A 25,004-nucleotide genomic window follows, 5' to 3' on the forward strand; every position below is an offset into this window, starting at 1 on the left:
AGTTCGGAGTGCATCAATGGGCGCTGAGGCCGGTGAATTCCCGGCAGCGGGCGCTGACGGGCGCGCCGAATATCTGCTCCGGCGGACCTTCCTCCTCGATCCGTCCCTGATGCAGGAACAAAACACGGCTGGAGACATCGCGGGCGAAGCGCATTTCATGCGTGACTATCAGCATGGTCCGGCCTTCTTCCGCGAGATCACGGATGACTTTCAGAACCTCGCCGACCAGCTCCGGATCGAGCGCCGACGTCGGCTCGTCGAACAGCATGACGGCAGGGTCGACGCAGAGGGCTCTCGCAATCGCCGCGCGTTGCTGCTGACCGCCGGAGAGGAAAGCGGGATAGGCATCGCGCTTGTCGAAGAGCCCGACCTTGTGGAGGAGGGCCTCGGCCTTTTCGATGGCTTCGCGCCGCGAAATGCCCATGACGTGCACCGGCGCCTCGATGACGTTCTCCAGCACTGTACGATGAGCCCAGAGATTGAAACTCTGGAAGACCATCCCCAGTCCGATCCGTATCCGTTCGATCTGCCGCCAGTTGCGCGGCTGCAGCCGGCCGCCCCGCCCCATCTTCAGCGCGATTTCCTCGCCGTTCACGGCAATGCGGCCGCGATCCGGCGTTTCCAGGAAATTGATGCATCTGAGAAAGGTGCTCTTGCCGGAGCCCGACGAGCCGATGATCGAAATCACGTCAGACTTTTCGGCCTGCGTCGAGATACCCTTGAGAACCTGTTGCGAGCCGAAGCTTTTATGGAGATCATCGACACGAAGAGCAGGAAAGGGTTGATCTGGCATGCATGGTTCCGGGTGAATTGAGCTTGCGAAGGATAATGATAAAATAACGCGGTTTTTTCGCGCAGTTTTCATCTATTATGCATATTTTATGCAAAATATTCTTCTTCGCGCGGCAAGTACGGCAGAATGCGCGAATTGCTGCGGCGAGAATTAGGATTGGACAATGGAACAGCTGGATCGTTTTGACCGTGACATTCTCGATATCGTTCAGCGCGATTGCCAGCTGAAAGCCGAAACGATCGCCGAACGGATCGGACTGTCGGTCTCGGCCGTGCAGAGGCGGCTGAAGCGGCTGCGCGAGGAAGGCATCATCAAGGCAGAGGTGGCCGTCGTCGACCGCAAGGCGACGGGAACAGCAATGGTGTTCATCGTCGGGATGGAGATCGAGCGGGACAATTACGACGCGTTGGCGAAGTTCCGCCTCTGGGCGGAAAAGCAGGATCACATACAGCAGGTCTATTATGTCACCGGCGCAGTCGATCTGATCGCGATCGTCACCGCCCGCGACGTCGAGCATTATGACGACATCGCCGCGCTGATCATGGCTGACAATCCGCAGATCCGCCGCATGCACACGAATGTCGTGTTGCGGGACGTCAAGCTCGGTCTGTTCGTTCCGCTGGATTAGCGCGCACGCGATGCGCGCCGGCATTGGTTCCGGCTGTCACAGATCGGGCACCGACAAGCCGCTGGACTCGCATTTGACAAAGGGCATAATTCCCGGCGCAAATTCTCGGGAGGAATGATCGTTGACGTTACGACACCAGATCATCGCATTGGCGATCGTTCCGCTCGTCATTTCGATCCTTGCGATCACCACCTTCATCACCTGGCAATCGGCAAACCTCGCCAAGAACAGCATCGACACGTTCGAGCAGAACATGCTGAAGACCAAGGAAGCCGAGATCCTCAATCTGACCAACCTTGCCCTGTCCGCCATCCAGACGATCTATGACAATGCCGGTGCCGACGACGAAGCCGCCAAGCAAAAGGTGGCGGCGATCCTGACTTCGCTCGACTACGGCAAGGACGGATATTTCTTCGTCTACGATTACGACGGCAACAACATCGTCCATCCGCGCCAGAGTTTCCGCCATGGGCATAATTGGCTCGACCTCACCGATCCGGATGGCGACAAGGTCATTGCCGAACTGATCGCCACGGCAAGAGCGGGCGGGGGGCCTGCATCAGTACAAATGGCAGAAGCCATCGACCGGACAGATCGCCGACAAGCTCTCCTTCGTCGTCAGTCTCGACAAATGGCACTGGGTCGTCGGCACCGGCGTTTACCTGGACGACGTCTTTGCCCAAAGTGCCGCCGCCAACGCCGGAATGCGCGCCAACATAAGACGGACCTTCATCATCGTCGCGCTGATCGCCGTACCTTCGGTGCTTGTCGTTTTCACGACCTGCATGCTGCTGACGTTCCATGAGCGCCGCATGGCCGACAGCCGGCTCAAGGCGCTGACGCAGCGGGTCATCGATGCCCAGGAAGAAGAGCGCGCGCGGCTGGCCCGCGAGTTGCATGACGGCATTTCCCAGAATCTCGTCGGCGTGCGCTATGCGATGGATCTTGCCGGCCGCAAGGTCAGGACCAATGTCGACGATGCCGCACTGACCATCGATCGCGGTGTCGAGGCGCTGAACGGCGCCATCAAGGAAATCAGACGGCTGTCGCACGATCTGCGCCCGCGCGTGCTCGACGATCTCGGCCTGACGGCCGCGCTGGAGGCACTCTGCTATCACTTTGCCGAGCGGACGGGGATCGAGACGAAGATCGACGCCTCAAGCTTCACCGACACGCTGAAGGCCGAAGCCAATACCGCGCTTTATCGTGTCGCACAGGAAGCGTTCAACAATGTCGAACGCCACTCGAGCGCCTCCAAGCTTGCGGTCAAGCTCTGGAGCGACAACGGCCGCGCCCGCATGACGGTCACCGACAATGGCACTGGCTTCGACGGCGCCAAGGACGGCCTATCCGGCAGATCGGGTCTCGGCCTGCGCAATATGCAGGAGCGGATGGCTCACTTCCGCGGCCTGCTGCTGATCAACAGCAGCGAGGCCGGCACGACGCTGACGGCGATGATGCCGAAATCGGCCAATCTCCCCGCCGGCAAGCAGGCAGAAGCCGCATGACGGAACGCCCGAAAATCAGGGTGCTCTTGATCGACAACCATCCGCTGGTGCTGGACGGGTTGAAGGCCGTGCTCGAAACATTCGACCATATCGAAGTCGCCGGCACGGCCGGCCTCGCGCAAACGGGGCTCGAGATCGGCCGGCAGGTCCTGCCGCAGGTCGTGCTGATGGACATCAACATGCCGAAGCTGAGCGGCATCGATGCGATCGAATTGTTCAGGAACGAACTTCCCCAGGCGCGGGTCGTGATGCTCTCCATGCATAACAGCCGCGAGTATATTTCCTCCTCGGTCATGCATGGCGCTGCCGGTTACATCCTGAAGGACGTTTCGACCGACGAGATCGTCTCGGCCATCGAGACCGTGGCGGGCGGGGGGACATATTTCTCGTCCGGCGTCTTCGACGCGCTGATGGGCGAACGGGCAGAGGAGGGTAGCGACCCCCTGACCCCGCGCGAACGCGACATTCTCGGGCTGATCGTTGCCGGCAGAAGCAACAAGGAGATCGCCGAAACGCTCGGGATCACCTCCGCCACGGCGGAAACCCATCGCAAGAACCTCAAGAAGAAGCTCGGTATCGCCACCACAGCGGGCCTCATCCGCTATGCGCTCGATCACGGCATCGTCTCGAAAGTCGGGTAAATCGCGTCTACCCACTTCTGGGTAGGCCCCGGCATTTCAGCGCCGCGCCCATCTTGTGAGAACAAAACCACCGCCATAGGACTCCATCCACGGCTGGCCAAGTGCGAGCCGTTGGGAGGAATTCACATGCGTTACATCAGCTTCCGATCGGTCGGAAAACCTCGAGCGACCCGAGCCGGGCCTGCCGCGGCCGCCGGCTGACAGACCTGCCTTCCACGCCGACAACTGGAACATGGCGACCGCCGACGCGGCGCCTGAAAGGTATCCCGACATGGAAAAACCACGTAGCAAGGCAGCGCTCTGGCTGCTTGTCATTCCCTATCTAGGTCTGCTCTGGCCACCATTTTACAATGTCCGCGAGCCATCTCTTTTCGGCTTTCCCTTCTTCTATTGGTATCAGCTTCTCTGGGTGCCGATCACCGCAGCGCTGACCTGGATCGCCTATCGGAGCACTCGCCATGACGACTGACATCAACGGCACGGCGCTTGCCGTCTTCATCTTCTTTTTCGTGCTCGTTACCGTCATGGGCTTCGTCGCCAGTCGCTGGCGCAAGCCCGAGACACTGGCCCATATCGATGAATGGGGCCTCGGCGGACGCAACTTCGGCACCTGGATCACCTGGTTCCTGGTCGGCGGCGATTTCTATACCGCCTACACGGTGATCGCCGTCCCGGCGCTGGTCTACACGGTCGGCGCCTACGGCTTCTTCGCGCTGCCCTACACCATCGTCGTCTATCCCTTTGTCTTCATGGTCATGCCTGTGCTGTGGAAACGCGCCAAGGATTTCGGCTATGTGACGGCTGGCGACGTCGTCCACGGTCAGTACGGATCGCGCGGTCTCGAACTCGCCGTGGCGGCAACCGGAGTCATTGCCACCATGCCCTATATTGCCCTCCAGCTGGTCGGCATGACCGCGGTGCTGAAGGCCCTCGGGCTGCATGGCGAACTGCCGCTGGCGATCGCCTTCATCGTGCTGGCGCTCTACACTTATTCCGCGGGCCTGCGCGCGCCGGCGCTGATCGCCTTCGTCAAGGACATCATGATCTATATCGTCGTGATTGCGGCCGTCGCACTGATCCCGTCGAAACTCGGGGGTTACGCCAATGTCTTCGCCTCGGCCGATGCGGCCTTCCAGGCCAAGGGTTCCGGCAACCTGCTGCTCGGCGGCAATCAGTATGTCGCCTATGCAACACTCGCTTTGGGTTCGGCGCTCGCGGCTTTCATGTATCCGCATACGCTGACCGGCATCTTTGCCTCCAACAGCGGCAAGACGATCCGCAAGAATGCGATCATGTTGCCCGCCTATACGCTGCTGCTCGGCCTTCTGGCGCTGCTCGGCTATATGGGGCATGCCGCCAACCTGAAGCTCGACAGCGCCAATGACGTTGTTCCGACGCTGTTCAAGACGCTGTTTTCAGGCTGGTTCTCCGGCTTTGCCTTTGCGGCGATCGCCATCGGCGCGCTGGTTCCGGCAGCGGTGATGAGCATCGGCGCCGCCAATCTCTTCACCCGCAATTTCTGGAAAGCCTATGTCGATCCCAAGGTCAGTGACGCGGGCGAGGCGAAGGTCGCAAAGATCACCTCGCTCGTGGTGAAGGTTGGCGCGCTTCTCGTCATCATCTTCCTGCCGACACAATTCGCCCTCGACCTGCAGCTGCTCGGTGGCATCTGGATCCTGCAGACGCTTCCGGCCCTGGTCTTCGGCCTGTACACCAACTGGTTCCGTGCACCCGCTCTGCTTGCCGGCTGGTTCGTCGGCTTCGGCGGCGGCACTTTCCTCGTCTGGGATGCCGGTTGGAAGCCTCTGCATCTGATCAGCCTCGGCGGCGAACCCTTCACCGTCTATACGGGACTGCTGGCGCTTGCGGCCAACATCGCCGTTGCGGTCGTGGTCAACGCCTTGCTTCCGGCCAAGGCTCCGGCCCGGGCCTAGAGCATGATGCCGAAAAGTGTGAGCAGTTTTCGGACAACATCATGCTCACCTTCTTTGATCCGAAAATGCGAAGGGCAGCAAATGCTGCCCTTCGCAAGAATCATATGGCTTTGCTTTCCAGTGTCAGCCGGAAAGAGATCCGGGCGACTTAAAACTCTTCCCAATCGCCGGCCAATGCCGCATTCCCGTTCGTCTGGAACGACTTACCCACCTTGGCAATCATCTGACGCGCAGGCGAGGACGCCGGTTGAGCATGTGGCGCCGCGGCAGCGGGCTGCGATGTGCGCTTCGGTGCCACCACTCCGCCAATGTTGAACTGGCCCAGAAGCTGGAACAGCGCGTCGGCTTCCTTGGCAAGGTTATGAGCGGCCGCTGTCGCTTCTTCCACCATGGCGGCGTTCTGCTGCGTCCCCTGATCCATCCTGTTGACGGCGGTATTGATTTCTTTCAGTCCCGTCGCCTGCTCTTGCGAAGCGCCGACGATGGCCCCCACATTGCCGTCGACCTGCTGCACCTGCTCGGCAATCTCCTTCAGCGCCTTTCCGGTCTCGCCAACCAGGGCCACACCGCTTTTGACGTGGCCATTCGAAGCGTTGATCAGTTCCTTGATTTCTTTTGCCGCCTTGGCGGAACGTTGCGCCAACTCGCGCACTTCCTGAGCGACGACTGCAAAGCCCTTGCCTGCCTCACCGGCACGGGCGGCTTCGACGCCGGCATTCAGCGCCAGCAGATTGGTCTGGAACGCGATTTCATCGATGACGCCGATGATGCTGCCGATTTCGGTGGCGGAGGATTCGATCTTGCCCATGGCGTCGACCGCATCCCGAACGACGCTGCCCGAGCGCTCCGCACTCTCCTTCGTCTTGCGAACGAGCTGGCCGGCTTCCTGAGCCTTGTTGCTCGAGTCGGCAACGGTGGTCGTAATCTCTTCCAGAGCAGCGGCGGTTTCCTCGACGGAGGCTGCCTGCTGTTCGGTCCGCTTGGCGAGATCGTCCGAGGCGGAGCGGATCTCCTGTGCACCGCCCGCGATGGCGCTGGCGTTCTGGGCAACCTTCTGCATGGCGGCACGGAGCTTTTCGACTGCAGAATTGAAGTCGGCTCTGAGCTTTTCCAGAGACGGAATGAACGGAGTGCCGATCTGCTGTGTAAGATCGCCGTCAGCCAGCGCCTGCAGCGCATCGCCAAGCTGGCCGACAGCCTTGTCCGTCTGCTCGGCAAGGGTGCGGCGTTCATCTGCATCCTGCTCGAGCCGATGCCGCTCCGACACGGCTCTCTTCGCCTCTGCGTCGGCTTCCCGTTCGGCCTTTGCCGAAATTGCGTCGCGCAGCCCTGCCACCGCCCGTGCAAGCTTGCCGATCTCGTCGCCCCGCGCTTCGAGGCGGCGATCGCCGTCGAGATTGCCGTCGGCCATCGCTTTCAGCGAAAGCTGAAGTTTTGCCAGCGGGCCGACGATCGTGCGTGCGGTCACGGCGGCGGCAACGAGTGAAAGAACAGCCGCAATGCCAAGCGCGGTCAGGGCCAATGGCTTGAAGCCGCTTGCCGTGCTGCGCACCTCGCCGCCAATAGATTTGTTCAGCGCTTCCTGATAGTCGATGAATTTGTTGATGGCGCCAAGCCAGGCAACGAAGGCCGGCCGAGCCTGTTCGAGCAGGATCTTGCGGGCCGCCTCGCCGTCGCCCTTCTCCTGCAGCGCAATGATCTGGGCGACCAGAGGATTGGTCTTCGCCTGGATGTCTGCAATCTCACCGAGAATGGTCTTTTCCTGTTCCGTCGCGCCGGCCGGAGAAGCAACCATATCCGCCATGCGCTTTTCATTCTCGGCGTAAGAGGCCGCCAGCTTTTCGATCAATGCCTCGGCGGTCTTCCGTTCATCGGTCGATGTCACCAGAGTGACGTCGCGGATGGCGATCGCCCGATCATGCACGCTGCCACGATAGTTGATGGCAAACCGCTGCTTAACGCTGTTGACGTCGTTGATGGTTCCAAGCTTATCGTTGATCTGCGCAACTTTGTCCGTCGAATAGATGGTCAAGCCAACCATCAGCAAAAGGAGAACGCTGAAGCCAAGCGCCAGGCGGGCCACAACCCCGAAACTCATGATATTCTTCATATGCACTCTCCCCTCGCGGTGAGGTTTGTTGGAAGGATGTCTCGGCAGCCAGGATTGCTTGTCATATCTCGTTCGAATGCAGCGCCTCGGTGTCTCCGAGTGCATCCGACGGGTACCCCTGTGCCCGGAATCGCGCTCGAGATACGGGACATCCGTCAAAGCAATAAAAGCCGATTTCATGCGAAATTCGGGTGCCTGGCCCGCTATCATGGCGGAGGTGACGAACCTAAAGAACGTCGTCCCGATATCTAAAAAAAATTAGAGGAATATATTTTAGAGAGTGTAAACGGAGCCGACGGAGCTTGCTATATCGCCATATCTGGATAGCATTTGCGCTTTTCGGATGGACAATTCGACGAGCGCTCTCCCGATGGTTGCGAAATCACCAACCTCCCCCGCATAGCAAGGTTTTGCGGCTTGCCCGTGAACTGCGCGACGCTCTGAACGATCTCGGCAATCGGCATGAATTGCAGCTGCGGTACCGGAGCGCCGTTGCTCCGGCTTCAGCCGCGCAGCAGCGGAAGAAGCTGATCGCCCTGCCGCTTGATTTCGGAGAGATAGGGCGTGTCGGACAGCACGAAGTGGGTGATGCCGAGATCCTGATATTTGCGCAGCGAGCGGGCGACGTCTTCCGCCGATCCGACCAGCCAGGTGGTGCCGGCGCCGCCACCGCCGAACTTGCCCGGCGCGGTATAGAGGTTGTCGTCGAGGACGTCGCCGCGCTCATGCAGATCAAGCAGCCGCTGCTGGCCGACGGCGAGCGCGCGCTGGTGATCGTGCCAGCCGGTGCCCTTGCTTCTCGCCATCTCGGCGACCTTCGCCTCGGCGTCGGTCCAGGCCTGTTCGGTGGTGTCGCGGACCAGCGTCGTGATCCGCAGGCCGAATTCCAGCGGCGGGAGATCGCGGTCCAGTTCCCGGCTCAACGCCTTGAGCCGCGCGATCCGTTCCCGAACACCATCGAGCGGCTCGCCCCAGAAAAGTTGGACATCGGCCTCGGTCGCGGCCACCCGTTCGGCCGCCTCCGAGGCACCGCCGAAATAGAATTTGGGGTGCCGACGGTCGCCGCGAACCTGGATGCGCGGCACCACGGTGGATTCAGCGACGCGGAAGTTCTCGCCGGTGGATGTGACGTTTTCTTCGGTCCACAATCTGCGGACCAACCGCATGAACTCCTTGGTCCTGGCATAGCGGTGTGCCTGATCTCCCTCGCTATCGCCGTAAGCAGAGAGGTTGTCCTTGCCCGACACGATGTTGATCCGCACGCGGCCGCCGGTCAGATGGTCCAACGTCGCCGCCGCGGAAGCGAAGTTCGCCGGTCGCCAATAACCTGGACGGATCGCAATGAGCGGCTCGAAGGTGGTGGTCCGGGCGGCGAGCGAGGCCGCGACGGTGAACGTGTCGGGGCGGCCCCAACCGGTGCCGATGAGCGCGCCCTTCCAGCCATGCTCCTCCAGTGCCCTGGCGTGGCTGGTCAGCGTATCCAGGCTGTTGTGGTTCTCGACGGCGGAATCGCCGCGATGACCGGCTTTGACGTCGTTCGGAATATACCAGAGAAATTCGGAATTATTGCTCATGCGATGCTGCAGTTCTGTGTGTGATTGGAACAAAGCCAGGGGGAGGGAAGCCCCCTCAAGAGATCATACGGCCGCCTGCACCTGCTGCTGCCCCGCCTGAACCACAAAGCCATTCGGCGGGCGTTGGAGGCCAAGATTTTCCCGTAGCGTCGTCCCTTCATATTCGTGCCGGAACAGGCCGCGCTTGCGCAGGATCGGGACGACCTGATCGACGAAATCGGTAAGCGCGGTGGGCAGGATCGGCGGCATGATGTTGAAGGCGTCGGCAGCACCGTTCTCGAACCAGGTCTGCATCGCATCGGCAATCTGCTCGGGTGTTCCGACCACCGTCCGGTGGCCACGAGCGGTGGCGACCGCCAGATAGAACTGGCGCAGCGTCAGATTGTTGCGCGATACCAGATCCGAAACCAGCTTGAGGCGGCTCTTGTTGAGTTCGGTATTATCAGGCAGGGGAGGGGCGGGATCATCCAGCGAGTAGCCGGAAAGGTCGATGCCCTTGTAGTGGCGGGCAAGGATATTCCAGGCGATGGAGGGATGAACCAGCGATTGGATATGGTCGTAATTCGCCTGGGCTTCCGCTTCCGTCCCGCCGAGAACCGGGAATATGCCGGGACTGATCAGCAGTTCGTCCGGCCGGCGCCCGTAGCGGGCGAGCCGCCCTTTGACGTCGGAATAGAATTCCTGCGCATCCTCGAAGGTCTGGTTGGCGGTAAAGATCATCTCGGCCGTGCGGGCGGCAAGTTCGCGCCCCGGTTCCGATGCGCCGGCCTGCACGATCACAGGATAGCCCTGCACCGGGCGGCCGACGTTGAGCGGACCGGCCACCGAGAAGAACTTGCCCTTGTGATCGACGAGATGCACCTTGTCGAGGTCGAGATAGACCCCGCTTTCCTTGTCGCGGATGAAGGCGTCGTCCTCATAAGAATCCCACAGGCCCTTCACCAGGTCGACGAATTCCTCGGCCCGCTCATAACGATCGGCATGGGCAGGATGGCCTGCGATTGAAAAATTCTTCGAAACATCCGCACCTGTCGTGACGACGTTCCAGGCGGCGCGACCCTTGGAGATATAGTCCAGCGACGCGAACCTGCGGGCCAGCAGGTAGGGGTCCTCGTAGGTCGTCGATGCCGTGGCGACGAAGCCGATATGTTTGGTCACCTGGGAGAGGGCCGCCCAGAGGGTCAGCGGCTCGAAATGCGCGCCCTGGGCGGTGCGACGAAGCGCTTCGGGGTCCTTGGCGCGGTCCCATCCAGCCGGACTGTCGGCGACGAAGACGAGATCGAATTTGCCGCGTTCGGCGGTCTGGGCGAGCTCGCGGTAGTGATCGATATTGAGGCCGGCATCGGCCTGCGCCTCCGGATGGCGCCAGGCGGCGATATGATGGCCGGTCGCCATGATGAATGCGCCAAGCCGCATTTGCCTTTTCGATGTGCTCATTGGCTTATCCTCATCAAATTGAACTGTTGCTGATGTCAGGCGGCCTTGCGGCCCGGAAGCTCGACCCCGAGCCGGCTGAGGAGATGGATGCGGGTTTGAGCAAAGCTCGGATCGCCGTGGTCGCGCGGCGTCGGCAGATCGATCTTGAGATCCTCGATGAGGCGGCCTTCGTCGAGAACCAGTATCCGGTCGGCCAGCGAAATCGCCTCATCGACGTCGTGGGTGACGAGCAGCACGGCAGGACGGTGTCTTGCACACAACTCCCGCAGCAGATCGTGCATTTTCAGCCGGGTCAGCGCGTCGAGCGCGCCGAATGGCTCATCGGCGAGAAGCAGGGCCGGTTCGCGCACCAGCGAACGGGCAAGCGCGACCCTCTGCTGTTCCCCGCCCGAAAGCTGGTTCGGCCACGCCGTTTCCCGGCCGGCAAGTCCTACTTCCGCCAAGGCTTTCCGTCCGGCTTCCTGGCCGGAAGATCCACGTAGGCCGAGCGTGACGTTCTGGATGACGGTACGCCACGGCAGCAGGCGGGCGTCCTGGAAAACCACCGAAAGGCTCTCCGGCGTCTCCAGGGTGCCGGTTCCCTCGACACCATGATCGAGACCGGCAAGAGCCCTGAGGAACGTGCTTTTGCCGGAGCCGCTGCGGCCGAGCAGGGCGACGAACTCGCCTTCCTCGATGTCGAGATCGACGCCGTCGAGGATCGTCGTCGTCGCAAACCGCCGTGCGAGGTTTCGCACGTGGACGGCCTTGGTTGCGGGCTTCAGTTTGCCAGGGTGCGGCGCCATGAGAGGACCCTCCGTTCAAGCAGGCGGACGAGACCGTCCGAGACGAGACCCAGCAGCACATAGACCACCAGGCCGACGAGAATGACGTCGGTCTGTCCGTAATTGCGGGCAAGATCGATCATGTAACCGAGCCCGCTGGTGGCGTTGATCTGCTCGACCACGACGAGAGAAACCCAGCAGAGGGTGACGGCAAACCGCAGACCCAGAAGGAAACCCGGCAAAGCACCAGGCAGCACGACCTGAAGGATGAAGTCCTTCTGGCTCATCCGCAGGGTTTCGGCCAGTTCGACATAACGGCTGTCGATGCTGCGGAGCGCGTTGTGGGTGTGGATATAAATCGGCACGATCACGGCAAGCGCGATTGTCGTAACCTTCATGCTCTCGCCGATGCCGAACCACAGGATCAACAAAGGGATCAGGGCCAGCGTCGGTATCGCGCGCTTGATCTGTACCGGCCCGTCGATCAGGGCTTCGCCGATCCGGGAAAGGCCGGCGATCACCGCCAGGATCGTGCCGATCAGCAATCCGATGCTAAGGCCGAGCAGGGCGCGTGTCGCTGACGTCACGAAATTGTCCTGCAGGCGACCCTGCTCGATGAGCCTTACGAAAGCCTCAGCCACTGTCCACGGCGCCGACAGGATCCGCGGGTCGATCCATCCGAGCGCCGAGCCAACGACCCAGGTCAAGACGAGTAATGCCGGCCCGATCTGCAATCCGAAAGGGATCGCCGGTCCGGGGCCCAACCTGCGCCGGGCTCGGGGGCCAGCGGAGCCAGCCGGTTTTACGAGGCGAGAACCTGCCCGCACAATTCTACCGCCGGACGACCGCGACAGTTTCGCCCCATCTGCATCCCAAGTGGTTGCCATGCTTCAAATCTCCTCTCCGAAGGGGTGTCGAGCGTTACTGGCTCTTGGCCAAGGCTGCGGCGCCGAGCTTTTCGAAGCGATTGTCGAAAATCTGCTCCACATTGAAGCTCTTGTAGCCGAGCTCGTCTGCCAGCAGGTCGATGGTTTCCTGGTGGCGCTTCTTCACTTCGCTCCAATCGCTAGGAACGACCTGTTCGCCGGTCAACTTGACGAGATATTCCCCGTCCTCCTGGCTCAACCCCTGCTGACCGACGTAATATTCCTTGATCCAGAGATCCGGGTTCCGGTTCACCCATTCGGTGGCGCGTGCCCACAGGCCGACATATTCGGCGAGAGCTGCCGCCTTGGCGGGATCGTCCAGAACCCATTGCGGCGCATAAAGATGGCTCGGATCGTCGCGCAGGCCATGTTCCACGAGGGTCGCGCCATCAGGCCCGTATTGGGTGATATAGCGCCTGATGTAGACGCCGCCGAGCGGCGCGATGTCGACCTGCTTGCTCGCCAATGCCTTCGGGTAGACGTCACTGGTGCTCGGCAGTTCCACCAGGGTGACGTCACCGCTCTTCAGACCTGCCGCGTGCAGGGCGCGTAGAACAAGCGTGCCCTGTGCCTGACCCGGGCTGAAGGCGATGCGCTTGCCGCGGAAGTCCGCGAGCGTCTTGATGGCCGCGCCTGGCGCGATGCCGAAGCGGTAGATGGGATTGGCGATCGGGTCACGGCGTTCGCGATAGGCGATGTTGCGGACGGGCAGGTTGTTCCAGTTGGCGAAGATCGAGGGGATCTCGGCCACAGACCCGACATCGAGCGCATGGGCGCGGAAAGCTTCCGAAGTCTGCGGGCCGCCGCTGATATTGGCCCATTTGACCTCGAAACTGAGCTCCTTGCCGAGACCGGACACTTCGAGCGCTTTCTGGGTGACCGGATCGCCGATCGTCAGCACCGTGCCTGGCGGCACTTTGGAAAGCAGCGGAGCCTCTGTCTCGGCTGCCGCCGGACCGTGAATGGCACTGAGACCAAGCAGACTGAACAACGCAATTTTGAATGTCCTTGCCAATGTCATCGTCGATCTTCCCGTTTCGGATTGTTGTTTGCAGGAGCGATGCACGGTAAGATGGAACATAATCTACTAAATCGATAGACTATTTAGTTTAATGAAAGTGGCGCTGAGGGAAAATTGTCCTCAAAAGTCGGGCGACAGAAACGATCGCATCCGTCGCGTCCGAGGATGCTCGGCGCACCAGACGTGAAAAAGCGCCCGGGAGGCTCGTCCGCGGGCGCTTTCCGGGTCGTTGTTCAAACCCTTACTTTTGTTTTAGCCGGGCAGCGGACCGGAGCAGTCATCCAAGCCGTCGCGGACGTCGGGATCGACTGCCGTCAGGCGATATGCGGCGCGTATTCGTTGGCCGCGAATACGTGATGATGCACCTTGCCGGTAAAGAGCTGCAGGAGTTCGCCGGTCACCTCGCGGCTCTGCGACCGCACATCGGAGAGAAGTGCTGCGTTCACCGCGTCCATATCCGGATAACGAATGGCGAGCGCCATGGCATAAATCGGGGCGCCTGCGTCGCGCTCCATCCCGTCCAGCACCCGGATTTCCTCGGCGCCCGGAAATTTCGTCCAGAGAGGGACGAGCCGCTGCCGCACGAATTCGCGGAATTCCGCTTCTCTGCCGGGATGGATTTCGCCTTCAAACAAAGCATAACGAATGATCATAGGTTCTCTTTTCCAAAACTCGCCGGCGCTGGATCGATGTTGCAGTGATGTCAGGAAGTGAGGGCGTATCGATCGATACGCCCTCGGCTGGGAGGGTTATTTGCCCCAGATTTTCTTATATTGATCGCGATAGCCGTTATCGGGATCGAAGCTGTTCTTCGGTCCGCCGTCGAATTCGACATTCGCACTGGTCACCACATGCAGCGGCGACACATAGCCCGACCACGGAGCGCCCGCGAAGGCTCGGTTCAGTTCGTCGACGAGCTGCCAGCCCTGGAGGTTGAGCGGCTCGGCGACCGTGACGGCCTGGAATTGCTTGGCGCGGATACGCTGATAGGCGCTCTCCGAACCGTCACCGGCTGCCACGTTCACCGGTTTTCCATCGCCTGCAATGCCGGCCGAGGCGAGCGAAGGTCCCATGAAGTCGTAATAGAGGTCGTTGATCGCCAGCGAATGCGTCCACTTCGCGCCATACTTTTGCAGAAGCGATGTGGTGAGCTGCGGCATGCGCTGAGAGGTTTCGGCGATCGGTGTGTCGACATATTCGAGCACCGTACCGCCGAGATCCTCGATCTCCTTCTTCATGCGATCGGCCTTGGCAATCGCGATCGCATAGGTGGAGTCGGTAAAGATGATGACGCCCGGCTTGCCGCCGGCATCGGCAAAGGCCCAATCCGCCGCCGACTTCGACACTTCCATCGCATCGGTGGTCACGTTTGCGAAGACACCGACTTCGGGAACCGGACCGACCGCCGAGGCGGCGTGCCAGGAAACCATCGGAATGCCGGCAGCCTTGGCCGCTTCCATCGCCGGCTTCTGTTCGACCGCGTCAAAGCCGTTGATGATGATGCCATCCGGCTTCAGCGCCATGGCCTGGCCGAAAGCCGCGGTCCGCCCGCCGATCGAGCCGGCGCCGTCAAGCGCCTTCACCGTCCAGCCGAGCGCGCCTGCCGCTTCCTGAACGCCATTGACCACGCCGAGGATGCCACCGTTTTTCATATCGCCGGCAAGAATGACGATGTTCTTTCCGGCAGCGCCCTTGGGGCCGCTCGTCGGGCCATCCCAGGCGCTCACCTTGGAAGCATATTTTTCGACCACGGCTTTGGCGTCGGCCATCGAATCGGCCCATGCCGGCATGCTGAGCATAACGGCGACGGTTGCGACCGTTGCCTGCAATAATGTTCTGCGCTTCATGTTCACTCCTCCATTTTGTTTGTTGTGAAATGCCGGGATGAGCCGGCATCCTCATTTGGATGCGGGTGTGATCCTCCTCACAGCTCCGCGCTTGCGCTGGGCGTAGCCTGCTATGCCGATGGCAATCAGCAGGGTGACGCCGTTGAACAGCGGTTCGACGAAGAACGACCCGCCGAATTGCTGAATTCCTGATATTCCGACCGCCAGGATGATGACGCCGATCAAGGTGCCCCAGACGTTCACCCGTCCCGGCTTGATCGTCGTCGATCCCAGAAATGCGCCGACAAGCGCCGGCAGGAGATATTCGAGGCCGACGCTCGCCTGGCCGATCCGCAGCTTCGAGGCGAGCAGGACCCCGGTCAGAGCCGCGAGCAGCCCCGAGGTGACGAATGCGCCGATCACGAATTTGCGGACCGGAATGCCATTGAGGGCCGCCGCCTTCGGATTGGCGCCAATGGCGTAGAGATAGCGGCCGATCGGCAGGTATTCGAGCACGATCCACATGCAGATGGCGATCAGCAGCACGTAGAAGCCGGTGATCGGTAGGCCGAACAGCATCGTGCCGTTCAGCGCATAGAAACCATCAGGCAGGACGCCGACCACCTGCCGGCCGCCGGTGTGCCAGAGCGCAAGCGCGTATAGGACCGTTCCGGTGCCGAGCGTCGCGATGAAGCTGTCGATCTTCGCAACCTCGACCAGCAGCCCGTTGATGCAGCCGGTCAGAACGCCGAGCGCGAGCACGATGACGACCGCGACCGGCCAGGGCAGGCCGTAGGCCGTCTGCAGGCTGATAGCGAGAATGTGCCAGAGCACGATGCCATAGCCGACGGTCAGATCGATGCGACCCGATGCCATCGGGATCATCGCAGCCAGCGATAGAAGCGCGATGATCGCCTTGTCGGACACGATCGAGCGGACATTCAACACGGTCGGGAACGTATCCGGCAGAAGGATCGAGAAGATCACGATCAGGCCGACGGTCAGGATCACCAACCCGTAAACCGGGATCAGGCGTCCGATCTTCTGTCCTGTGGACAGACCGGCCATTTCGCTCTTGGTCGGCTCCAGGGCCGTGGATTCAATGGATTGCATGGCTGTTCTCCCGATGGCTCAAGCGGCTTCCGATGCGGATGCGGCCGTGATGACCGCCTCCGTCGTCAGAGCGCTTCCAGTCAGTTCACTGACGATTTTCCCGCGCGAGAAGACCAGCGCGCGGTGGCAGATATGGGCGATTTCCTCGAAGTCCGTCGACACCACGACAACCGCGAGACCGGCCTCGAGCGCCTGGGTGATCAGACGGTAGATCTCCGCACGCGCCCCGATGTCGACGCCGGCGGTCGGATCTTCGGCGACCAGCAGCTTGCGGCCGGTCGCCAGCCAGCGGCCGACGACCACTTTCTGCTGGTTGCCGCCCGACAGGGCCTCCACCGGCAGATCCGGGTCGTTCGGCCGCAGACCGACGGAATGGCCGATCTTATGGGCAAGGTCGGCTTCGCCGCGCGGCGACAGGAAGGACAAAAGCCCACGCCCGACGGCTCCCGGATTAAGATAGGTATTTTCCCGAATGGATAGCGAGAGCGCCACGGATTCCTCCGTCCGGTCACGGGCAATCAAGCCGATGCCCGACGCCATTGCCCCTCGTGGGCTGGAAAGGTCGGGGGCCTCGTCATGCAGCAGAACCGAGCCGTTGAAGGGCTCGCAACCAAACAGAGCGCGGCCGATCCGTTCCTGACCGGCGCCGCGCAATCCAGCCAGTCCCAGAAGCTCGCCCTCGCGGATATCGAAGGATATCGGGCCTGTGCCGGCGCAGACGAGATCGCGGACCTCGACGATCGCCTTGCCGGGCGTGATCGCCGTCTTGGAAAAAAGGCTGTCGCCGCTGCGGCCGATGATCATCGTCACCAGCTCCTCGGGGGTGGTCTCGCTGACGGGCTTCTGTCCCACCATGCATCCGTCGCGCAGAACGGCGACCCGATCGGCAATCCGGAAGATTTCGTCCAGCCTGTGGGAAACGTAGATCATGCCGACTCCCCGATCCTTCAACGGACGGATCGCATTGAACAGCCGATCGACTTCATCGGCGGGAAGGCTCGCCGTCGGCTCGTCGAGCACCAGCACGTCAGCTTCGACGGCAAGTGCACGGGCGATGGCGACAAGCGACTTTTCGGTGCGCGACAATGCCGAGACCCGCGTCGTGGGGTCAAAGTCGCAACCGACCAGTTTCAAGGCTTCCTTGGCACGCGCCTGCGTCCTGTTCCAATCGATCAGGCCGCGACGCATCGAGAAGCCCTGCGACAAGCCCATGTTCTCGCCGACCGTCATCCACTCGATCAAACCGAGATCCTGGTGGATGAAGGCAACCGGCTGCCGCTCGTTCGGCTTCGGGGGACGATGGTCGTAGCTCTGGCCGCGAAACAGGATGTCGCCGCTATCGGGCTTGTAGATGCCCGCAAGCGTCTTGATGAGCGTCGATTTGCCGGCGCCATTTTCTCCCAGCAGCGCGAGGATTTCTCCTTCGCGCAGGTCGATCGAGACGTCGCGCAGCGCCTGCGTGCCGCCGAAGCTCTTGGTGATCGACTGGAATTCCAGCAGTCTCTTGGCTTCCACTGTGGCTCCTCCCAAAGCTGCGGGTTTCATGGACGTATGTTATCGATAACATTTATGGATGGTCAAGCGGAAAGATGACGATCTCGAATTTCTCGGAGAGATTGACGTCAATCGGCCTGAAATCCATCGAGAAGGCGCATCATCTCGGCCGAGTCTTTTGGCCCAAGCCCGGCAGCGCAGAGCAGGCGGTGAATCTCGACCACCGAGCCAGTCATCGGCAATGGCGTCTTCGTCTTGAGCGCAAAGGCTTGAAGCGAATCCAGGTCCTTCAACATGTTGTCGATTCTGCCTGTCGGCGAGAAATCCCGGGCGGCGAATTTCGCCATGAATTCCTGCAATATGCGGCTGTCCGCCCTGCCGCCGGCAAGGGCGGCCGGAATGGCGGCCGGATCGACGCCGCCGGCTTCAGCGAGCTTGACCGCCTCTGCGACGGCCTGAAACAGGACCGCGCAAAACAATTGATTGATCAGCTTCGTGGTCTGCCCCGCGCCGGATACACCCATCAGCGTGTAATTGGCGGCAAGATGCCGCATCACCACGCGTGCCCGTTCGAAATCCTCAGCACTGCCGCCCCCCATGATCGTCAGGCGTCCGCTCAGCGCACCTGGCACGCCGCCGGAGAGCGGGCAATCCACCCATGCCATGCCGGTTTCTCGACGCAGCCGCATCGCCATGTCGGCCGTGTCGGCCGGGTCGATCGAGGACATATCGATCAGCACCTTGTCGGCATTCGCCGCCGCCGCAACGCCCTTTTCGCCGAAGACGACAGCGCGGACGATGTTTGCGTGATTGAGGCTGAGCACGCAAAACGCCGACCATGAGACCGCTTCCTCCACGGAGCCGGCCGCGCGCGCCCCCTTGGCCTGCAAAGCCGCAACTTTTTCGGTATCCAGGTCGAAGACCGATACCTTATGCCCGGTTTCGATCAATCGGGTGACGATCGCCGTTCCCATGATGCCGGCACCGATGACGGCGACATCTGCTCTGTAGTCATCCTGCATGATAATCTCCTCCCTTGACGGCCATGCCGCTCAGTCCCTTGCAAGCCAGTGCCACGATATCATCCAACGCATTGTCGATCGCCACCGTCACGACATTAGCTTCACCGGTCGGCGGCTCCAGCGTCTGCAACTGGCTGTCGAGCAAAGTCGCGGGCATGAAATGGCCCTGGCGGGCTTGCATCCGCGACAGCAACAGGTCGCGGGATCCTTCGAGGAAAACAAAGGCCAGACGCCCGTCCGCCGCCTGCCTCAGCTTGTCCCGATAGCTTCTCTTCAGCGCCGAACAGGAAATCACTAGCCCTCGCGATGCTTTTTGCGCGGTCCTTATTTCCTCCCCGATCCGGTCGAGCCAGGGCAGGCGGTCGTCGTCGGTCAGCGGTATACCCTGCGCCATCTTCTCGACATTGCCAGCGGGGTGGAGTTGGTCGCCCTCCAGAAACAGCATGCCGTTTCGAGCGGCGAGATGCTCTCCAACCGAAGATTTTCCGCAGCCGCTGACGCCCATGACGACGACGGCCAGAGGTGGCGCCCTTTTCTCGAAATCCATGGTCTCGTCTCTATCAGAGGCAGGTCGTGATGCCGCCGTCGACATAAAGCGTGTGCCCGTTGATGAAGGACGAGCCCTGGCCCGACAGGAAAACGGCGGCGCCGACCAGTTCCTCGACATTGCCCCAGCGTCCGGCCGGCGTCCGCTTCTCGAGCCAGGACGAGAACTCGGGATTGTCGACAAGCGCCTGATTGAGCGGCGTCTTGAAGTAGCCCGGCGCAATCGCGTTGATCTGCAGGCCGTACTTGGCCCAGTCGGCGCACATGCCGCGGGTCAGATTACGCACCGCGCCCTTGGTCGCGGTGTAGGGAGCAATGCCGGGGCGCGCCAGTTCGCTTTGAACGGAGGCGATGTTGATGATCTTGCCCTGTCCGCGGGCGATCATGGGTTTGGCCGCGGCCTGGCCGACATAAAATACGCTCGAAATATTGGTGGTCAGCAGCAGCTCCCATTTGTCCGCCGGGAAATCTTCCAGCGGCGTGCGAAACTGCATGCCGGCATTGTTGATCAGGATGTCGAGCGGCCCGATATCGGCTTCGATTGCGTCTATGCCTTCTTTGGCAGCATCCTTGCTGGTCACGTCGAAGATCGCCGCATGGGCAGACAGGCCTTGATCCTTGAGGCTCTCGACCGCGCGGTTGACGCTTTCGGGCGTGCGGCCGTTGATGATGACTTCGGCGCCATACTGCGCCAGGCCTTCGGCCAGGGCATAGCCGATCCCCTGGCTCGAGCCGGTGATCAGGGCACGCCGTCCGGTAAGATCGAACAAGTTCTTCATGCAAATAACTCCTCCGGTTCCGCCGCGGGTGACGGCTTCAACTGCCGCTGACGGTGAAACTCACTTGACATCCCTCTTCCGAATTATATGTTATCGATAACATAATCAACTGTCAAAATGCGGGATGGAAACGGAATGCCTAAAGAAGAAATCTTGATGACCGGAGCTTATCCGGAATGGGACATGGTGGATCTGGAGGCGAACTACCGCGTCCATCGCTTGTGGGAAGCGGCAGACCGACAGGAGCTGATATCAAGGGTCGGCAAGGATATCCGCGCCATAGCGACCCGTGGCGAACTCGGAGCCTCCGCAGAGTTGATGGCGCAATTGCCGAAACTGGAAATCGTCTCCTGTTATGGCGTCGGCACCGACGCCATCGACTTGTCCTATGCCCGCGCGAACGGCATTCGCGTCACCAACACGCCTGATGTGCTCACCGAAGATGTCGCCGATATCGCCATCGGACTGCTGCTTGCGACGGCAAGGCAGGTCCCGCAGGCAGATGTTCTCGTCCGCTCCGGCCAGTGGGGCAGTGTCGCCATGCCGCTGGTGACACGCGTCTCGGGCAAGAAGGTGGGGATCGCCGGCATGGGGCGGATCGGCAAGGCGATCGCCAAGAGGGCTGCCGCTTTCGGCTGCGACATCTCCTATTTCGCCCGCCATGATCACCAGGATGTTGCCTACACCTACGAGCCAGACCTGATCGCGCTTGCCGGTTGGGCCGATTTTCTGATCGTCATCGTCCCCGGTGGGGAGGCGACCATGAAGATCATCAACGCTGAAGTGCTTGAAGCACTCGGGCCAAACGGCATCTTGATCAATGTCTCGCGCGGAACGACCGTAGACGAAGAGGCGCTGATCGCAGCCCTTCAAAACCGCACGATTCAGGCTGCGGGCCTTGATGTCTTCCTGAACGAACCCCGGATCGATGCGCGTTTCCTGACCCTCCAAAATGTCGTGTTGCAGCCCCATCACGGCTCTGGCACTGTCGAGACCCGCAAGGCCATGGGCCAACTGGTCAGAGACAATCTCGCTGCGCATTTTGCAGGTAGCTTGCTTCCAACTCCCGTCGTGTGAGGGTCCCGATATGAAAGCCATCGTCATTCATGCCGCCAAGGATCTCAGGATCGAAGAGCGCGAGCCGGAGGTTGCCGGTGCCGGGCAGGTGGAGATTGCCATCGAAGCCGGCGGCATCTGCGGTTCCGACCTGCATTATTACAATCATGGCGGTTTCGGCACCGTTCGCCTGCGCGAACCAATGATCCTCGGCCATGAGATCGCCGGCACGGTCAAGGCGCTCGGTTCCGGCGTCGCCGACCTTACTGTGGGAGACCGTGTTGCGGTTTCTCCGAGCCGGCCGTGCAACCATTGCCAATATTGCCTGAAGGGGCAGCAAAACCACTGCCTCAACATGCGGTTTTACGGCAGCGCCATGCCGATGCCGCACATTCAGGGTGGCTTTCGCCAGCGGCTGGTGGCGGAGCGTTGGCAATGCCACAAGGTCGCGGACGGCATTTCCATTCACGAGGCCGCCTTTGCCGAACCCTTTGCGGTGACGCTGCATGCGGCAAACCGCGCCGGATCGCTGCTCGGCAAACGGGTGCTGGTCACCGGTTGTGGCCCCATTGGGATGTTGGCGATCGTCGCGGCGCGCGTCCTCGGCGCCCGTGAGATCGTCGCGACCGACGTGACCGACAGCGTTCTGGCGATTGCCCGCACCAGCGGCGCCGACCGAACGATCAATGTTGCCACGCATGCTTCCGACCTCGCGGCCTACAGTGCCGAAAAGGGATATTTCGATGTCATGTTCGAAGCGTCGGGAAATGAGCGGGCGGTGCGCGCCGGCTTGGAGACGCTTAAGCCCCGCGCTGTTCTCGTGCAGCTCGGCCTTGGCGGCGATGTTTCCATTCCGCAGAACATGATCGTTGCGAAGGAAATCGAGATGCGCGGCACATTCCGTTTTCACGAGGAATTTGCGCTCGCCGTTGAACTGATCAACGCGCGTCGCGTCGATCTGAAGCCACTGCTGACAGGTGTCTTTGGGATCGAAGAGGCCGTCGCCGCCTTCGAGCTGGCGGGCGATCGCAGCAAGTCCATGAAAGTCCAGATCGCCTTTTGACCGACTGTATAATTCCTTAAATCGGAATCGATTTGAGGATAAAATTATCCAGACATTCAAAACGTTACAGCGCCGCGCATCCGAAAAGACGCGCGGCGCTTTAGTCTCAAGCGGTCGGCGCGCCGTTTCGGTCCGTGCTTTCGCGCAAGACAACCTTGTAGCCGGTCAATGTGATCTCATCGCCGGTCGCCTCGCCGGTATGGAGGGTATCCAGCAGGCGGGCGGCCGCCTGGCGACCGATGCCATAACAGTCGACATTGATGGTGGTGATGCGCGGATGACAGATGGACGAGATCTCATAGTCGCCGAAACCGGCAACAGCGATGTCCCGCGGAACCTTCATTCCCCTGCGCGTGCATTCCATGATGGCGCCGAAGGCGGAAAGGTCGGAAACGCAGAGAACCACTTCCGTGTCCGGCCAGCGCTCCAGCAGGCTGACGATTGCCTGGCCACCCTGTTCCATGGTGATGGGCGGGACGCCGAAGGAAATCATCCGTCCCGGTCCCAGGCCGAGTTCTTCAACCGTCTTCTGGAAACCGCTACGCCGCTGGCTGCCGCGCGTATCGCGCGCCGTCGTTCCCCCGATATAGCCGAACTTCCGATATCCCTGACTGGCAAGCGTCCGCACCAGCAGGGCCATCGCCTCGCTGTTGGAAAAGCCGACGACCTGATTGATCGGATTTTCCGGAAGCTCCCAGGTCTCGACAACGGGAATGCCGGCTTTTGCCAGCATGCGCCGCGCGCGCGCCGTGTGCGAACCACCGGTCAGGATGATGCCTTCCGGGCGGCGGCGCAGCATCGCCTCGATCAGCTCTTCTTCCTTCTCCGCCGAATAGTCGGTATAGCCGAGAAGGAGCTGAAGGCCGGTATTCTGCAGCGCATCGGTCATGCCCCGTGCGGTGTCGGAAAAATTCGAATTGTTGATCGAGGGCACCAGCGCAGCGATGAAGCCGCTCCGCCTCGACGAGAGACTGCCGGCAGACAGGTCGAGCACATAGCCGAGTGCGTCGACGGCCTCCATGATGCGCTTCCGGGTCTCCTCGGAAACGCTCGCATCCTGGCGAAAGGCACGCGACACGGTCATGGCAGATACGCCGACATATTTGGCGACCTCCGCCATCGTCAGCTTTTGAGCCTCTCCCAGCTTGAGACGCTTGTCTTTCGGCTCATCCTCGTTTTTCACTGATCTCCGCTTTCACAAAGCTTCCGAATTGGGTAGTCCAAGACACAATAAAGTTATCGCTATCATCGTACAATCGATATTATTGCAGGAATGCACCATTCCAACGTCCAAAAATCAAGATTCCCTGGGCATTTTTTTCGCAAAGCTGGGCAGATCGGTATCTGTACCGAGCCCCCAAAACACGACAGTATGATATCGATAACAATTGATGATACGGAGGAGCACCATGTTCGGGCAAATTGACGGTACAGGGTTTGAGGTTCTCGACCCTCGCTTTGAAAGCTGCTTCGTCGGTCACGCTCGCGTTGAGCGACTTTGGACGGGTGGCCGCTGGCTGGAGGGACCGGCCTGGTTTGCCGCCGGGCGGTATCTGGTTTTCTCGGATATCCCCAACAACCGGATGATGCGCTACGACGACACCAGCGGGCATACATCAGTCTTCCGCTCGCCCAGCAACAATTCGAATGGCAACACCGTCGACAATCAGGGTCGGCTGATCACCTGCGAGCATCTGACGCGCCGTGTCACGCGCACGGATTTCGACGGCAGGATCACCGTTCTGGCCGATCGAATTGCAGGCAAACGCCTCAATTCTCCAAATGACGTCACCGTCAAATCCGATGGGACCGTCTGGTTTACCGACCCGAGCTACGGCATCCTTCACGACTACGAGGGCGACTATGGCGAAGCGGAAGTCGGCGGATGCCACGTCTATCGGCATGATCCGGCAAAAGGCACGACCGATCAGGTGACCTCCGATTTCGTCAAGCCGAACGGGCTGGCTTTCTCCCCGGATGAGACGGTGCTCTACATTGCCGACACCGGCGCAACGCACCTGCCCGGCGGTCCGCGTCATATCAGAAAGCTCGCGGTCTCGAATGAGGGAAGGCTGACCGATCTCGGCGTTTTCGCAGAATGTACTGCAGGTCTGTTCGATGGTTTTCGCGTCGATCGCAAGGGCAGGATATGGACGAGCGCCGGCGACGGTGTGCACGCCTACGATCCGGATGGTACCTTGATCGGCAAGATCCATATTCCTGAGGGCGTCTCCAACGTCACTTTCGGCGGCGAGAAACTGAACCGTCTCTTCATCACCGCGAGCACGTCTCTCTATGCTGTTTATCTCACGGCCAACGGATCGAGACTCGGATAATCGTTGAAGAGCCGAGGCCGCCCTTTTAGGACGGCCTCTCATTTTGTGCCTCTTGCCTCACCGTTGACTGAGGCCGTCCGCCAGCCGAACGAGGCTGAGGAAATCCGACCTGTAGCCGAAGGCATCCGTTCCTCGCGATGCCGCGGCGAGAGCGGCAATCGCCTGGTAGGAATAGGAATCGACGGCCGCGACATGGCTGAGTTTCTGGCCGAAGGCTGCAACGGCCACCGAGAAGCGGACATCTTGCGGCGCGGCATCGACGGTGGCGACTGCGTTGCTATCGTCGACAGGCGTGGTGATGAGGACGCTCTTGTCCTCGCCCGGCCGCTTGTAGCGCATCTTGACGAAGGCAAGTTCGCCGTGATGGGCGCTGTCGGCCGCCGCGGCGGCCGCCTTATTGGCTGCGCCATAGCGCAGGTCATCATTCATCACC

At 61.0% G+C, this 25,004-nt stretch carries 23 protein-coding genes and 1 pseudogene; 8 read left to right on the plus strand and 16 right to left on the minus strand.

Translation table 11 applies throughout. The features are described from left to right. Window positions 1-13: 13 nt before the first annotated feature. Entirely contained in the window at window positions 14-793 is a 780-nt protein-coding gene (locus HX898_RS23995; protein ID WP_138390134.1) for an ATP-binding cassette domain-containing protein, read from the minus strand. A 163-nt stretch (window positions 794-956) separates the two neighbouring features. Here HX898_RS23995 and HX898_RS24000 point away from each other — a divergent pair, with 163 nt between their 5' ends. The 5 genes and pseudogenes from HX898_RS24000 (at window position 957) to mctP (ending at window position 5,504) form a co-directional block, all read left to right on the plus strand. Further along, window positions 957-1,421, plus strand: a complete 465-nt coding sequence (locus tag HX898_RS24000) for an Lrp/AsnC family transcriptional regulator (RefSeq protein ID WP_003555489.1) — start codon at window positions 957-959, stop codon at window positions 1,419-1,421. Window positions 1,422-1,542: 121 nt separating this feature from the next. Next, window positions 1,543-2,929 (plus strand): annotated as a pseudogene (mctS, locus tag HX898_RS24005) (sensor histidine kinase MctS). Next, window positions 2,926-3,570 (plus strand): two-component system response regulator MctR, encoded by a 645-nt coding sequence (gene mctR / locus HX898_RS24010; RefSeq protein ID WP_138390132.1) that lies wholly within the window; start codon window positions 2,926-2,928, stop codon window positions 3,568-3,570. Before mctS ends, mctR begins: the two are co-directional and overlap by 4 nt. Window positions 3,571-3,841: 271 nt before the next feature. Next, window positions 3,842-4,039, plus strand: a complete 198-nt coding sequence (locus HX898_RS24015) for a DUF3311 domain-containing protein (RefSeq protein WP_003555492.1) — start codon at window positions 3,842-3,844, stop codon at window positions 4,037-4,039. Beyond that, window positions 4,029-5,504, plus strand: coding sequence for a sodium:solute symporter family monocarboxylate transporter (gene mctP, locus HX898_RS24020; RefSeq protein WP_138390131.1), 1,476 nt, complete (start codon window positions 4,029-4,031; stop codon window positions 5,502-5,504). Before HX898_RS24015 ends, mctP begins: the two co-directional genes overlap by 11 nt. Before the next feature lie 148 nt (window positions 5,505-5,652). Here mctP and HX898_RS24025 read toward each other — a convergent pair whose 3' ends face one another. The 13 genes from HX898_RS24025 to HX898_RS24085 all read right to left on the minus strand — a co-directional run bounded on the left by HX898_RS24025 (window position 5,653) and on the right by HX898_RS24085 (window position 20,116). Next, window positions 5,653-7,614, minus strand: coding sequence for a methyl-accepting chemotaxis protein (locus HX898_RS24025; protein WP_138390130.1), 1,962 nt, complete (start codon window positions 7,612-7,614; stop codon window positions 5,653-5,655). A 503-nt stretch (window positions 7,615-8,117) separates the two neighbouring features. After that, on the minus strand, window positions 8,118-9,188 hold the full coding sequence (locus tag HX898_RS24030; RefSeq protein ID WP_138390129.1) for an LLM class flavin-dependent oxidoreductase: 1,071 nt from the start codon (window positions 9,186-9,188) through the stop codon (window positions 8,118-8,120). Window positions 9,189-9,251: 63 nt separating this feature from the next. Beyond that, window positions 9,252-10,625: an LLM class flavin-dependent oxidoreductase gene (locus tag HX898_RS24035; protein WP_180195947.1), complete on the minus strand. Its 1,374-nt coding sequence runs from the start codon at window positions 10,623-10,625 to the stop codon at window positions 9,252-9,254. Between the two features lie 35 nt (window positions 10,626-10,660). Then, window positions 10,661-11,410, minus strand: coding sequence for an ABC transporter ATP-binding protein (locus tag HX898_RS24040; RefSeq protein WP_171600052.1), 750 nt, complete (start codon window positions 11,408-11,410; stop codon window positions 10,661-10,663). Then, window positions 11,386-12,276 (minus strand): ABC transporter permease, encoded by an 891-nt coding sequence (locus tag HX898_RS24045; protein ID WP_180195948.1) that lies wholly within the window; start codon window positions 12,274-12,276, stop codon window positions 11,386-11,388. The genes HX898_RS24040 and HX898_RS24045 overlap by 25 nt, the downstream gene beginning before the upstream one ends. 34 nt (window positions 12,277-12,310) lie before the next feature. Further along, a complete protein-coding gene (locus tag HX898_RS24050) occupies window positions 12,311-13,336 on the minus strand; it encodes an ABC transporter substrate-binding protein (protein ID WP_180195949.1) in 1,026 nt (341 codons plus the stop codon). A gap of 314 nt (window positions 13,337-13,650) precedes the next feature. Next, window positions 13,651-13,989, minus strand: coding sequence for a hypothetical protein (locus HX898_RS24055; protein ID WP_168303938.1), 339 nt, complete (start codon window positions 13,987-13,989; stop codon window positions 13,651-13,653). 96 nt (window positions 13,990-14,085) lie between these two features. After that, complete coding sequence (locus tag HX898_RS24060) at window positions 14,086-15,183, minus strand: substrate-binding domain-containing protein (RefSeq protein ID WP_180195950.1); 1,098 nt, start codon at window positions 15,181-15,183, stop codon at window positions 14,086-14,088. Between the two features lie 51 nt (window positions 15,184-15,234). Then, window positions 15,235-16,275, minus strand: coding sequence for an ABC transporter permease (locus tag HX898_RS24065; protein WP_003555504.1), 1,041 nt, complete (start codon window positions 16,273-16,275; stop codon window positions 15,235-15,237). 18 nt (window positions 16,276-16,293) lie between these two features. Continuing rightward, entirely contained in the window at window positions 16,294-17,790 is a 1,497-nt protein-coding gene (locus tag HX898_RS24070) for a sugar ABC transporter ATP-binding protein (protein WP_180195951.1), read from the minus strand. Window positions 17,791-17,897: 107 nt separating this feature from the next. Further along, a complete protein-coding gene (locus tag HX898_RS24075; RefSeq protein WP_180195952.1) occupies window positions 17,898-18,791 on the minus strand; it encodes an NAD(P)-dependent oxidoreductase in 894 nt (297 codons plus the stop codon). Continuing rightward, window positions 18,781-19,338: a gluconokinase gene (locus HX898_RS24080; protein ID WP_180195953.1), complete on the minus strand. Its 558-nt coding sequence runs from the start codon at window positions 19,336-19,338 to the stop codon at window positions 18,781-18,783. Before HX898_RS24080 ends, HX898_RS24075 begins: the two co-directional genes overlap by 11 nt. Before the next feature lie 13 nt (window positions 19,339-19,351). Continuing rightward, a complete protein-coding gene (locus HX898_RS24085) occupies window positions 19,352-20,116 on the minus strand; it encodes an SDR family oxidoreductase (RefSeq protein ID WP_180195954.1) in 765 nt (254 codons plus the stop codon). Window positions 20,117-20,251: 135 nt separating this feature from the next. Here HX898_RS24085 and HX898_RS24090 point away from each other — a divergent pair, with 135 nt between their 5' ends. Beyond that, window positions 20,252-21,193, plus strand: a complete 942-nt coding sequence (locus tag HX898_RS24090) for a 2-hydroxyacid dehydrogenase (RefSeq protein ID WP_138390121.1) — start codon at window positions 20,252-20,254, stop codon at window positions 21,191-21,193. Between the two features lie 10 nt (window positions 21,194-21,203). Then, window positions 21,204-22,235, plus strand: coding sequence for an L-idonate 5-dehydrogenase (locus HX898_RS24095; protein WP_138334688.1), 1,032 nt, complete (start codon window positions 21,204-21,206; stop codon window positions 22,233-22,235). Window positions 22,236-22,341: 106 nt separating this feature from the next. Here HX898_RS24095 and HX898_RS24100 read toward each other — a convergent pair whose 3' ends face one another. Further along, on the minus strand, window positions 22,342-23,418 hold the full coding sequence (locus HX898_RS24100; protein ID WP_180195955.1) for a LacI family DNA-binding transcriptional regulator: 1,077 nt from the start codon (window positions 23,416-23,418) through the stop codon (window positions 22,342-22,344). Between the two features lie 226 nt (window positions 23,419-23,644). On the opposite strand from HX898_RS24100, the gene HX898_RS24105 reads away from it, so the two are divergent. Further along, a complete protein-coding gene (locus tag HX898_RS24105) occupies window positions 23,645-24,571 on the plus strand; it encodes an SMP-30/gluconolactonase/LRE family protein (protein ID WP_138334686.1) in 927 nt (308 codons plus the stop codon). Between the two features lie 57 nt (window positions 24,572-24,628). Here the strand turns inward: HX898_RS24105 and HX898_RS24110 are convergent. Beyond that, window positions 24,629-25,004 (minus strand): YfbK domain-containing protein (locus tag HX898_RS24110; protein WP_180195956.1); only part of this gene is annotated, 376 nt, incomplete at its 5' end.

The sequence above is a fragment of the Rhizobium sp. WYCCWR 11128 genome (assembly GCF_013416305.1).
GTDB lineage: Bacteria > Pseudomonadota > Alphaproteobacteria > Rhizobiales > Rhizobiaceae > Rhizobium > Rhizobium indicum.